This window comes from Rhodococcus spelaei (assembly GCF_006704125.1).
GTDB lineage: Bacteria > Actinomycetota > Actinomycetes > Mycobacteriales > Mycobacteriaceae > Rhodococcus_G > Rhodococcus_G spelaei.
Genome location: NZ_VIGH01000001.1, coordinates 301,488 through 313,450, shown reverse-complemented (window position 1 = coordinate 313,450; position 11,963 = coordinate 301,488). Strand labels below are relative to the sequence as shown.

The 11,963-nt window shown below is 70.5% G+C and carries 13 protein-coding genes; 6 read left to right on the top strand and 7 right to left on the bottom strand.

Annotated elements, in window-relative coordinates; translation table 11 throughout:
• Nucleotides 1-3: 3 nt before the first annotated feature.
• A complete protein-coding gene (locus tag FK531_RS01415; RefSeq protein WP_142094862.1) occupies nucleotides 4-987 on the top strand; it encodes an NAD(P)H-dependent flavin oxidoreductase in 984 nt (327 codons plus the stop codon).
• A gap of 74 nt (nucleotides 988-1,061) precedes the next feature.
• Here FK531_RS01415 and FK531_RS01410 read toward each other — a convergent pair whose 3' ends face one another.
• The 4 genes from FK531_RS01410 to FK531_RS01395 all read right to left on the bottom strand — a co-directional run bounded on the left by FK531_RS01410 (nucleotide 1,062) and on the right by FK531_RS01395 (nucleotide 4,221).
• Nucleotides 1,062-1,676, bottom strand: a complete 615-nt coding sequence (locus FK531_RS01410; RefSeq protein ID WP_142094861.1) for a TetR/AcrR family transcriptional regulator — start codon at nucleotides 1,674-1,676, stop codon at nucleotides 1,062-1,064.
• Between the two features lie 141 nt (nucleotides 1,677-1,817).
• Nucleotides 1,818-2,492 (bottom strand): histidine phosphatase family protein, encoded by a 675-nt coding sequence (locus FK531_RS01405; RefSeq protein ID WP_142094860.1) that lies wholly within the window; start codon nucleotides 2,490-2,492, stop codon nucleotides 1,818-1,820.
• A gap of 2 nt (nucleotides 2,493-2,494) precedes the next feature.
• The gene (gene pheA / locus FK531_RS01400; RefSeq protein ID WP_142094859.1) at nucleotides 2,495-3,415 is read right to left on the bottom strand and encodes a prephenate dehydratase; all 921 of its coding nucleotides are present in this window, start codon (nucleotides 3,413-3,415) and stop codon (nucleotides 2,495-2,497) included.
• A 71-nt stretch (nucleotides 3,416-3,486) separates the two neighbouring features.
• On the bottom strand, nucleotides 3,487-4,221 hold the full coding sequence (locus FK531_RS01395; RefSeq protein ID WP_246097763.1) for a hypothetical protein: 735 nt from the start codon (nucleotides 4,219-4,221) through the stop codon (nucleotides 3,487-3,489).
• A gap of 110 nt (nucleotides 4,222-4,331) precedes the next feature.
• On the opposite strand from FK531_RS01395, the gene FK531_RS01390 reads away from it, so the two are divergent.
• The 4 genes from FK531_RS01390 (at nucleotide 4,332) to FK531_RS01375 (ending at nucleotide 7,945) form a co-directional block, all read left to right on the top strand.
• Nucleotides 4,332-5,072, top strand: coding sequence for a DUF2470 domain-containing protein (locus FK531_RS01390; protein WP_142094858.1), 741 nt, complete (start codon nucleotides 4,332-4,334; stop codon nucleotides 5,070-5,072).
• Nucleotides 5,073-5,134: 62 nt separating this feature from the next.
• The gene (locus tag FK531_RS01385) at nucleotides 5,135-5,947 is read left to right on the top strand and encodes a CPBP family intramembrane glutamic endopeptidase (protein WP_142094857.1); all 813 of its coding nucleotides are present in this window, start codon (nucleotides 5,135-5,137) and stop codon (nucleotides 5,945-5,947) included.
• Between the two features lie 194 nt (nucleotides 5,948-6,141).
• A complete protein-coding gene (locus FK531_RS01380) occupies nucleotides 6,142-7,368 on the top strand; it encodes an LCP family protein (protein WP_142095306.1) in 1,227 nt (408 codons plus the stop codon).
• A 28-nt stretch (nucleotides 7,369-7,396) separates the two neighbouring features.
• A complete protein-coding gene (locus tag FK531_RS01375) occupies nucleotides 7,397-7,945 on the top strand; it encodes a ferritin (protein ID WP_142094856.1) in 549 nt (182 codons plus the stop codon).
• Between the two features lie 48 nt (nucleotides 7,946-7,993).
• Here FK531_RS01375 and FK531_RS01370 read toward each other — a convergent pair whose 3' ends face one another.
• Entirely contained in the window at nucleotides 7,994-8,524 is a 531-nt protein-coding gene (locus tag FK531_RS01370) for an LGFP repeat-containing protein (protein ID WP_246097761.1), read from the bottom strand.
• 189 nt (nucleotides 8,525-8,713) lie between these two features.
• Between FK531_RS01370 and FK531_RS01365 the strand changes: the two genes are divergently transcribed.
• On the top strand, nucleotides 8,714-9,262 hold the full coding sequence (locus FK531_RS01365) for a ferritin (protein WP_142094855.1): 549 nt from the start codon (nucleotides 8,714-8,716) through the stop codon (nucleotides 9,260-9,262).
• 197 nt (nucleotides 9,263-9,459) lie between these two features.
• Here FK531_RS01365 and FK531_RS01360 read toward each other — a convergent pair whose 3' ends face one another.
• Nucleotides 9,460-10,173 (bottom strand): FadR/GntR family transcriptional regulator, encoded by a 714-nt coding sequence (locus FK531_RS01360; protein ID WP_142094854.1) that lies wholly within the window; start codon nucleotides 10,171-10,173, stop codon nucleotides 9,460-9,462.
• A gap of 25 nt (nucleotides 10,174-10,198) precedes the next feature.
• Entirely contained in the window at nucleotides 10,199-11,866 is a 1,668-nt protein-coding gene (locus tag FK531_RS01355) for an L-lactate permease (protein WP_142094853.1), read from the bottom strand.
• Between the last annotated feature and the right edge of the window lie 97 nt (nucleotides 11,867-11,963).

The window sequence follows — 11,963 nt, the reverse complement described above, 5'->3', positions numbered from 1 at the left end:
TTCGTGCTGTCCACCGCCTTCACCGAGACCTTCGGCGTCCGCCACCCCATCGTGCAGGGCGGCATGCAGTGGGTCGGCCGCGCCGAGCTCGTTGCCGCCGTGGCCAACGCCGGTGCGCTCGGCATGATCACCGCGCTCACCCAACCCACGCCCGAGGATCTCGCCGGGGAGATCGCCCGCACCCGCGAGCTGACCGACCAGCCGTTCGGCGTGAACCTGACCATCCTCCCGGCGATCACGCCGCCGCCGTACGAGGAGTACCGCCAGGTCATCATCGACTCCGGCGTCAAGATCGTCGAGACCGCCGGCTCCAGTCCCGCACCGCATCTGCCGGACTTCCACGCCGCCGGGGTCAAGGTGCTGCACAAGTGCACCAGCGTCCGGCACGCCGTCAAGGCGCAGGATCTCGGTGTCGACGGCATCAGCATCGACGGCTTCGAGTGCGCGGGGCACCCCGGCGAGGACGACGTCCCGGGGCTGGTGCTGATCGCCGCGGCGGCCGAGCAGATCACGATCCCGATGATCGCGTCCGGCGGGTTCGGTGACGGTCGCGGCCTGGTCGCGGCGCTGGCGCTGGGCGCCGACGGCATCAACATGGGCACCCGGTTCATGTGCACCGAGGAGTCGCCGATCCACCGGACCGTCAAGGAGGCGATCGTCGCGGCGAAGGAGACGGACACCGAGCTGATCTTCCGGCCGTTGCGCAACACCGCCCGGGTAGCGAGCAACACCGTCAGCCGAGAGGTCGTGGAGATCCTCAGCCGGGGAGGGCAATTCGAGGACGTCCGCGAGCTCGTCGCCGGGGCCCGCGGTCGGCTCGTCTACGAGAACGGCGACCCGGAGGCCGGCATCTGGTCGGTCGGCACCGTCCAGGGCATCATCCACGACATCCCTACCGCGGGCGAGCTCGTCGAGCGGATCGTCGCCGACGCCGAGTCACTGATCTCCGAACGCCTTGCCGGACTGCTGAATCCCGTCCACGCCTGATCCACCGGAGGAGACCCACCATGCAGCGCCGCCGAGTTCACGTAGAGAAGCACCTCTCCCGGGTGCTCGAGCAATCAGGTGGCGGCCGGCCGCCACCGCTCGATCTTCGCGGCGATTCCGTCGACGAACAGCGCGAACGCCCCGTCCACCCGGGCCCGGTCGCCGGTCGCGAGCAGGTCCAGCGAGAGCCCGCGCACCTGCCCGAGGATCAGCGTCGCCTCGAGCGGCGCCTCGTCGTCGGGACAGCCCGCGGACCTCAGCCCCTTCTCCAGCGCGGTGAGCCACTGACCGACGAATCGCGCCAGGAACCGCTCGTTCGCCTCCGGATGGAGCACCGCCTGCACGTAGATCTCGAGCATCACCCGGAACCGGGGGAGTGCCGCGGGATCCATTCGCGTGGACCACCATTCGGTCAGCAGCCCGAGTGGATCGCCACCCGGGTCGGCGAGCAGGTCCAGCGGGATGGACTCGACGCGCATGTTCTCGATGACCTCGGCGAGCAGGTTCTCCTTGCTGCCGAAGTGATGCAGCAGCGAGGCATGCGAGACGCCGACCTCCCTGGCCAGCGGTCGCATCGACAGCTCGAGGACGCCGTGCTCGACCACGTAGTCGGTGATGGCGGCGAGCAACTCCGCACGTCTGCCCGCGTACCGCAGGCTGCGCTTGTCGACCCGTTCGAACTCGCTCATCGTCACAGCGTACGCAGCGTCCCGAAACGCGCTGAACGTGAAGTCTCCGGCCAGAAGTGCTCTTCGACGTCCGGGTCGCGAGCGGCCGCCTCACCGCGGTCCAGCGCCGTCAACGTCGCCGACTCGGCCCGCGACGCCGCATCAACCCATCGGGTCGTCGAGAATGTCCTCCGGCGGAGCGAAGAACGGCGGCAACGCCGCGCCCCAGCGCACGCACTCCCAGCCGCCGCCCGCGGTCGGGACCAGCTCGATGGTCTGGGTGTTGTCGAGGTGGGTGTCAGCGGAGAAGGTGCCGTCCACGTCCGCGAGGTAGCGGGCCACCAGGCGGATGGCGGCGCCGTGGCTGACCACCAGCACGTCGCCGTCCTCGTCGGCGCGCTCGCCCTCGAGGAACTCGGACCGCAACGAGCCCACCACCGGCAGGTACCGCTCGAGGATGTCCTCGCCGGACTCCCCACCGGGCATCCGGGCGCCGAGTTCACCCGCGTGCCACGAGTGGAACACCCTCGCGAACAGCTCGTGCGAGGCGCGGTCGGTGCGGTCCTCGAGCTCGCCTGCCTGCGCCTCGTGAATGCCCTCGCGCACCTGCACGGTGATGCCGGACGCCAACTCCACGAAGCTCGCGGTCTGCCTGGCGCGCAACGCTTCCGATGCGACCACGGTCTTCGGCGGCGGACCGGTGAGCGCAGTCCCGAAGGCCAGCGCCTGCCCCTCTCCGCGCTCGGTCAGCCGCGCTCCGGGCAGTCGGGTGTCCAGCCGCCGCGCGACGTTCGCCTCGGTCTGTCCGTGCCGGACCAGGATCAGCTTGCCCGCCACCGTCAGTTCCCTCCGTCCGGCTCGCCGGCCTGGATCCGGCGCAACCACTCGGCGGCCTCCTCGTCCGACGGCGGCCGCTGGCCGCCGGGCGTCGCCGCCGGCCACGACCCGAGGAAGCGCACCGTGTGCTTGCGGTGCAGCGCCTTGAGCGCCTCCGCGACCGCGGTGTCCTCGATGTGCCCGATGCAGTCCAGGTAGAACTTGTAGGTGCCGAACTCGACCCGGGTGGGGCGCGACTCGATTCGCGTGAGATCGATTCCACGAGTAGCGAATTCGGACATCGCACTGACGAGCGACCCCGGCGAGTTGTCGAGCTGCAGCACCACCGCCGTGCGGTCGTCTCCGGTCGCGGGAGGCGCCGGGCACGGCCGGGTGACGAGCACGAATCGCGTTCGCGCACCGTCGAAGTCGGCCACCGAGTCGGCGAGCACCGTCAGGCCGAGCCGCTCCCCCGCCAGCGCGGTGGACACCCCTGCGTCCGCCACCCCCGCCGCGACGTCCTCGGCGGCACCGGCGTTGGACGAGGCGGACTCGACCGCCGCGTCGGGCAGGTTCTTCTCGATCCACATCCGGACCTGCGCACCCGCGACCGGGTACGCGCGGATGGTACGCACCTGCTCGAGGGTGGTGCCGGGGCGCGCGACGATCGTAAAGCTCACGTCCAGTTCGGTTTCCGCGACGATCTGCAGCCGGTCGTCGACCGCGAGCGCGTCCAGGGTCGGCGGCACCGGGCCCTCGACCGAGCTCTCGATGGGAACGACGGCACCGTCCACGGAGCCCGCGCGCACCAGCGCGAGCGCGGCAGGCGGACTCGGCGCGGCCACCCGCTCGACCGGGCCGTCGAAGAGACCGGACGACTCGAACTGGGCGAGGGCCATCTCGGTGAAGGTCCCGGACGGTCCGAAGTAGGCGATGCGAGGCACTGGTCCAGATTACGCACTACCCCCCGGTGTGAACGGACCGTTCAGGTTCGTGGTGAGCCTGAACGGTCCGTTCACGCCTTGGCGAGGGTGGCGGTGATGCCGCACGCGCGCAGGTGCGCCTCGACGGCGGCGGCGTCATCGACCGCAATGCCGAGCAGCACCTCGCGGACCGCCCCGGCGGCGGCCGTGCTCAGTGACGCGACCGGGGCCGGGTCCGCCCCGACGTAGGCGGCGCGGATGTCGTCGCCGCGCAGGGCCGCGACCGTCGCCGCCAGGATCGCGACGACCTGCTCCCCGGTCGCGGCGCGCGCGACGAAGCCGGCATCGGAATGCGCGAGCACGGCCAGGAAGTCGGCCACGTCCACATCGGCGAGGTCGGCGTCGAGTCCCGGGTGCGCCCCGGCGGCGGCGATCCGTTCGGCCGACTCGGCGGCCCAGCCGCGCCCGGCCGTGCCGCCGTCGACGAACACCGCCAGCGGGGCCGGCAGCGGGCGCGGATCGCCCTGCGCGAGGGCGACGGCGTCGTCGAGGCTCTCGAACGGGCAGTCGACCTCGACGCGCGCCAGCATGGGGCCGGCCTGTTCGGGTAGCAGGTCGGGGTCCGCACCCAACCGCACCCACAGCGGTCCGTCGGACGCCTCCGCCTCGGCGATCGCGGTGACCGGCAGGATCGGCGGGCCGAACAACTCGCCCCGTCGGCGCGTCCGAACGCCGGCGGCGTCGACGCAGATCTCCGAGAGCAGACCGGCGAACGGTGGCCGCGGATCGTTCGGGGTGGGCGGATGCAGGGTGAGCAGGGTGGACACGGCTCCACGGTAGCCGCGCGGCTGAGTCTTGCGCGCTCCGGGACGGCTCACGTAACTTAGGCATGGCTAACCTACTGTGACTCCGGTCTCCGGGGACGAAAGGAGCACCCATGCCCGCCCCCGCCACGCTCGCCCCGTCCACCGCCGAACGCGTTCGCAGCGCCTGCGCCCGCTCACGCCAGGCCGTCCTCGCTATCGACGGCAGCGACCCCGTGCCCGTCCCCGTCCAGCACCTGCGAGCATGCGGCGACGTGGTGCTCACCGTCCCCACCGACTCGGCCGTCACCGCGCTGAGTTGGCAAGCAGGTCGCGGCGGACTCCCCGCCGTCCTGGAGCTCACCGACCAGACCCCGTTGCCGCTGCGCGAACCCGTCCGCTCGCTCGTGTGGCTGCGCGGGGCGCTGCACGCCGTACCGGCCGAGGCCTCCCGCGCGCTGGCCGCGGCCGTCGCGGGCGAGCGGCCCGACCCCGCCCTCCTCGACGTCGGCCACAAGACCACTCTGCTCAGGCTGGTGCTCGACTCGGCGGTCGTCGCGGACAGCCACGGCGCCGAACCCGTGCCCCTCGACGACCTGCTTGCCGCGCGACCCGACCCCTTCCACGAGGTCGAGGACTGCTGGCTCGAACACCTCGAATCCGACCACGGCGAGCTGATCGCACTGCTCGCCCGGCGGCTGCCGCGACCGCTGCGCACCGGCGGCCGGATCCGCCCCCTCGGCTTGGACCGCTACGGCGTGCGCCTGCGGGTGGAGGGCGAGGACGCCGACCGCGACGTCCGGATCTCCTTCGCCGACCCCGTGGACGACGCGGTCGCGCTGAACCGGGCCCTGAGGCGGCTCCGCCACCTGTGAGTCCTTCTGGCCCGCACCGGGGCCAGAAGGACTCACAGGCGCGCAGCGCCTACTGTCGACCCGTGACCCGGCTCGACGACTGGCTCCGGCCCGCCCCACCTGCACAGACCGCGCCGCCGCCGGACCCCGCCGAGCGCCGCGCGTTGTGGTTCGAGATCACCGTCGTCCTGCTGGTCACGTTCGGGCTGAGCGCACTGTCGAGCATGCTGTCGCTGGCCGAGAGCGCGATGGCCCCCGGCGGACTGTCCGACCAGACGGTCGCGCTGAACGCGTCCCGCTCCACGGTCGACTGGATCGACCTGGGCCGGCAGCTGCTCGGCATCGTCAAGCTCTGCGCGTGGGCCGCCCTCGGGTTGTACCTGCTCTGGCGCGGCGGCCTCGGCCCCGAGCAGGTCGGGCTGAGTCGCCGGCCTCGGTGGCGTCGCGACCTGCTGCCGGGTGTCGGGCTGGCCGCACTGATCGGATTGCCGGGCCTCGGGTTGTACCTCGCGGCGACCGCGATCGGTGCGAACGTCACCGTGGTCCCGAGCACCATCGACGACCACTGGTGGCGGCTGCCCGCACTGGTGCTGTGGGCGCTGGCGAACTCCTCGGCCGAGGAGGTGCTGGTGGTGGCGTACCTGATCTCCCGGCTGCGCAGGCTCGGGTGGGGCGAGAACTCCTCGCTCGCGGCGTCCGCGCTGCTGCGCGGGAGCTACCACCTCTACCAGGGTCTCGGCGGGGGGCTGGGCAACGTCGTGATGGGCGTGGTCTTCGGACGATACTGGCAGCGCAGCGGCAAGCTGTGGCCGCTGATCGTGGCGCACTGGCTGATCGACGCGGTCGCGTTCGTCGGGTACACCGCGCTCCGCGGCCGCGTGTCCTGGCTGCCCTGACCCGTAGAGTTTCTGTGGTGAACGGCGACCACTACCCGCCCCGCGACCCCCGGGACCCCCGCGCGGGTCGCGGTGGGGCGCCGCGTCCGCAACCCTGGGGACCGAACCAGCCGCCGGCCCCGAACCAGCAGCAGCCGCGCCGGCCGGTCCCGCCGCCACGAGGCCCGGCGGCACCCCCGCCGGAGGGCACCCAGGTGATCCGCCGCGACGGCAGGCAGGTGCCGCCACAGGCCGCGCCGCGAGCCTGGTCGCAACAGCCCGACCAGCGTCCCCTCGCACCGAGACCCCCGCAACCCCGACCGCAGCCACCGCGGCCCGACAACCGGGCGGGCTCGCCGTACGCGCCGCCCCGGACGCCCCAGCCGTACGTCGACCCGTCGCGGCGACGCGGGACCCCGGTGCCGCCGCCCCCGCGCGGCGGACGCCCCGGATCCGTGCCGCCCGAGCAGCCACCCCGCCCCGCGAGGTCACGCCGGCGGCCGCGCTGGGGCCGGCGGATCGGGCTGGTGCTGCTGATCGTGCTCGTCGTCCTCGGCGGCTCCGTGTTCTACCTGGACCGTTCGCTGACCCGGATCGACGCGCTCTCCGACTACGCGGGCCGGATCGGCGACACTCCCGGCACGAACTGGCTGCTGGTCGGTTCGGACAGCCGCGCCGGGCTCACTCCCGAGCAGGAGCAGCAGCTCTCGACCGGCGGCGAGGTCGGGAACGGTCGCACGGACACGATCATCGTCGTGCACATCCCGAAGAGCGGCGCCACGACGATGGTGTCGATCCCGCGCGACTCCTACGTCCCCATCCCCGGCAACGGCAAGGACAAGATCAACGCGGCGTTCGCGATCGGTGGTGCGCCGCTGCTGGTGCAGACCGTCGAGGGCGCGACCGGGCTGCGGATGGACCACTACGCGGAGATCGGCTTCGGCGGGTTCGCCGGCATGGTCGACGCGGTCGGCGGCGTGAACCTGTGCGTGCCGTACCCGATCGACGACCCGCTCGCCGGGGTGAACCTGCAGCCCGGCTGCCAGGACCTCACCGGTAGTCAGGCGCTCGGCTTCGTGCGCAGCCGCGCGACACCGCTGGCCGACCTGGACCGGATGAACAACCAGCGCGCGTTCATGGCGGCGCTGTTGAAGAAGGCCACCGGCCTCGGCACCATGCTCAACCCGTTCCGGTTGTGGCCGTTGGTGACCAAGACCGCCGGCTCGCTGCAAGTCGACCAGGGCGATCACCTGTGGAACCTGGCAGGCCTGGCCTGGGCGATGCGCGGGGACCTCGTCACCACGACCGTCCCGGTCGGCGGGTTCGAGGACGTCGACGGTTCCGGGAACGTGCTGCTGTGGGACCGGGACAAGGCGACCCGGTTCTTCGGTGCACTGGCCGACGACAAGCCGATTCCGCAGGACCTGTTGACCACCAACTGACCGAGCCGTGCCCGGTAGCCTGTGCCGCATGAGCAACCCCCGTGAACGCAGCGAATTCCACGACCTACTCCGCACCCAGGTGCGCAACGAGTTCACGGCCTCGCAGCAGTACCTCGCGGTCGCGGTGTATTTCGACGGACACGATCTGCCGCAGCTCGCCGCGCGCTTCTACAGCCAGGCGAACGAGGAACGCAACCACGCGATGATGATGATCCAGTACCTGCTCGACAACGACCTCGAGGTGCAGATCCCCGGTATCGACGAGGTCGTCACCGAGTTCGGGTCGGTCCGCGAGCCCGTCGAGCTGGCGTTGAACCAGGAGCGCGCCGTCACCGACCAGATCACCAAGCTGGCCCGGACCGCCCGCGACACCGGCGACTACCTCGGCGAGCAGTTCATGCAGTGGTTCCTCAAGGAGCAGGTCGAGGAGGTCGCCTCGATGACCACCCTGCTGACCATCGTCGACCGGGCCGGGGACAACCTGTTCAACATCGAGGACTTCGTCGCGCGCGAGATGAACTCGGCGTCGGCCGCGGACGCGACCGCGCCGCGGCCCGCGGGAGGCGGTGCCGCGTAAGCACATTCGCCGCACCCGGGACGGTCTCCCGTGGTGCGGCGAATCCGGTCAGTTCTGGGTGACCTGTTCGACGAAGACGCCGTTGCCGGTGTCCACCCACTTGATGGTGCCGTGCTCGAAGGTGCTCTCCCAGCCGCCGGTGATCACCTTCTCGTCGCCGGTCGGGAACCCGAGCGTGCCGGTCGGGCCCTGCTGCGCGGTGTAGACGCGCAGGATCTCGCCCTGGACCACGTAGGCCGGGCCGGCCGCAGTGGAATAGATTGCGCCGTTGGTGAAGTGGACGACCTTGCCGCCGTTGCCGACGTCCTCGGGCGGCCCGAGCGGCACGCCCAGCGAACCGGTCGGACCGCCGGCCGCCGTGTACCGCTCGAGGATCGGTCCCGAGAGCGTCACGTCGCCGTTCGGGGTCATGATCGTCGTCGAGGGGGCCTCGGTGGTCAGGTTCGCCATGGCCCCCGCCGTGGTGGTGCTGGTGCCGTTGCCGCTGCTGTTGTCGTCGCTGCTGCAGCCGACTGCCGCGAGTCCCACTGCGGCGCATGCGACCGAAATGCTCAACAGCCGTTTGGTCGAAATGTTCATACCAGACAACTCCTTTCACTCCCGGAACACAGCGGCCAGGTGACCACTGACACCTGAATACAGTAATTCGAATACTCGCCGGAAACCGGACAACCGTGATATGCGCCGGCGCTATGAATTAGGGAACACTGTCCTCAATTAGGCTTGACTTGGATGACAATCGCTTCTGACCAGCGATATCGTCGCCGAATGAGCAATAGCGACGACAATCAACGGACGAAGTTTCACGCACTGCTCCACGATCAGATTCGCAATGAATTCAACGCGTCGCACCAGTACATCGCGACGGCCGTGTACTTCGACAATGCCGACCTCCCGCAGCTGGCCAAGCATTTCTACAGCCAGGCGGTGGAGGAACGTAACCACGCCATGATGATCGTGCAGTACTTCCTCGACCGTGACATGGAGGTCGAACTGACCGGGGTGGATGCCGCGAAGACCAGCTTCGACGGACCGCGCGAGCCGATCGCGCTCGCCCTCCAGCAGGAGAAGATCGTCACCGACCAGATCGTCCAGCTCGCGAGCACCGCCCGGGACGAGGGTGACTACCTCGGCGAGCAGTTCATGCAGTGGTTCCTCAAGGAGCAGGTCGAGGAGGTCGCCTCGATGACCACCCTGCTCGCCATCGCGGATCGCGCCGGCACCAACCTGTTCGACCTCGAGACCTTCGTCGCGCGCGAAATGGGTGCCCCGAAGGACGCGGCCGGCGCACCCACCGCGGCGGGCGGCTCGATCTAGGAGGCTCCGCCGCAGTGGCGCGGATACGGAGGGTCGGCCCTCCGTATCCGCACCACTGCGTCAGCACCTCGACACCCGGATCAGCGCGTCGAGTGCACTCGCATAGCTGTGGTCGGGCGGCGTGCCGTAGCCGACCACCACTCCCTCGCGCCGGGAGTCTGCGTCCGCTGAGGGTCCGGGTCCGGCCCGCCGGGGCGTCAGGGTCTGAGGCCCTCGTAGTAGCCGCGGATGTGGTCGAGGATCCGTCGTTCGGCCAGGGTCGGATCGCCCGCGACGACGGCCTCGACCAGCCCGCGGTGCTCGTGCCGCAGCCGGGTGCAGGTACTGGGCCACGCCGCGGCGTCCACTCCCCCGATCACGTACGACTCGATGGACTCGCGTAGGCCCGCCATCATCGCCGCGACCACCTGGTTGCCCGCGGCGTCGGCCATGGCGACGTGGAACTGCGCGTCGAGGATCAGGAACTCGTCGGCGGACAACGCCGTATCGTCCATCGAGTCGAGTAGTTCGGTCGCGAGACGCAGGTCCGGCTCGGGCCTGCGGGTGGCGAGGGTGCGCATCACCTCCGCCTCGAGCACCAGTCGGGTCTGCACCACGTCCGTCACCGGAAACCCTTGCGCCGCAACCTGCATCCGCATCAGCATCGCCATGCCACCGGTCGGGCGGGCGACGATCATCGCACCCGCGCTCGGCCCGGACCCGGTCTGCGCCTTCAGCAGCCCGAGCGCCTCCATCACCCGCAGCGCCTCACGCACCGACGACCGCCCGACCCCCAGGTCCGCGGCGAGCACCCGCTCGCCGGGCAGACGCTGGCCGGGACGGACCTCACCCGAGACCAGCATCTGCTCGAGCCGGCTCAGCACCTGCTCCCACGCGCGGGGGCCGGACTGCGACGACGACTCACCAGACATGGGAGCAGAGCCTATCGGCGCGCTCTCACGGCAGCATCCAGCCCAGTACCGGGGTGGACTGCAGGTACACCAGGGTGCACAGGATCAGCAGCATGCCGAGGCTGTAGCCGATCACCTTGCGCAGCAGGATCGGCTCGCTGCCCGGCTGCCCCACCGCCGTCGCCGCGATGGTCAGGTTCTGCGGGCTGACCAGCTTGCCGACCACACCGCCGGAGGTGTTGGCCGCCACCAGCAGCGTCGGGTCGATGCCCGCGGTCTGCCCGGCAGTCTGCTGCAGCTTCGCGAACAGCGCGTTCGCGGAGGTGTCCGAGCCGGTCACCGCGGTACCGAGCCAGCCGAGAATCGGGGAGAAGAAGGCGAAGACAGCTCCCGTGCCGGCCAGCCAGGTGCCGATCGCGACGGTCTGGCCGGACTGGTTCATCACGTAGCTCAGGCCGAGCACGGTCGCGACGGTCGCGATGGACAGCCGCATCTTGACCAGGGTGTGGCCGAAGGCGAGCACCCCGGCCCGCGCCGACATCGGGAACCGGCCGCCGCTCGTGCACGACGTGTAGACGACCGTGACGATGACGCCGCAGATCAGCAGCAGAGTGCCCGGGTTCGAGAGCCAGGAGAAGGTGTAGACAGCACTGGACGACGGTTTCCCGGCACCGGTGAGCAGGTTGCCGTACAGCCCGGGCCACTGCACCTTGCGGTCGGTGCGGGCCAGCCAGGCCGGCAGGTCGAACCCGACTGTCCACAGCTTGGCGACGCCGAAGACCACGACCACCAGCAGGTACGGGAACAGCGAGAGGAACACCCGGCCGGCGCCGAGGGCCTCCGGCTCGACCTGGGAGCGCTGCTCGTCGGGCGTGGTGGGGGCCCAGAAGCGGAGCATGATCACGGCGGCGGCGAGGCCGGCGAGCGAGGCGACCACGTCGGTGAGCTCGTAGGAGAAGTGGCTCGAGCACCAGAACTGGGTGATCGCGAAGACGACACCGGTGACCAGGGCGATCGGCCAGGTCTGCCGGAAACCGCGCTTGCCGTCGACGAGGAACAGCAGCAGCAACGGCACGAACAGCGCGAGCACGGGGGTCTGCCTGCCGACCACGGCGGCGATCTCCGTCGCCGGAATGCCGGTCAGGTTGCCCGCGGTGGTGATCGGAATTGCCATGGCGCCGAACGCAACCGGGGCCGTGTTGGCGACCAGTACGGTGACGGCGGCGCGAACCGGCGGCATACCGAGCGCGATGAGCATGGCGCCGGTGATCGCGACGGGCGCGCCGAAACCGGCGAGCGCCTCCAGCATGCCGCCGAAGCAGAACGCGATGAGCATCGCCTGCACGCGCATGTCGCCGCGGCCGATCGAGTTGAACACCCGGCGCAGGTCCTCGAACCGGCCGCTGACCACCGTCAGCTCGTAGAACCAGATCGCGGTGACCACGATCCACATCACCGGGAACAGGCCGAAGGCGATGCCCTGGGCCGCGGACAGCGCGGCGAGGGTGACCGGCATGGAGAACCCGACGATCGCGACGAGCAATGCGACGGCGAGCGCCCCGAGACCTGAGTACCAGGCCTTGAGCTTGAAGCCCGCGAGCAGGACGAAGAACGTCAGCAGCGGGGTCAGGCCGATCAACGCCGAGAGGGTCAGGTTGTGCGCGACGGCGTCGGTCGCCGGGGTGAAGGTCACCGCGAGCAGCTCAGTTGCCACATGTAACTCCTGTGATTACACCGCAGGTAGCGGCGGTTGTGACGGCCTGTGTGTGGTCAGACCACAGCAACGTACACCATGACCCACGTCACAATCG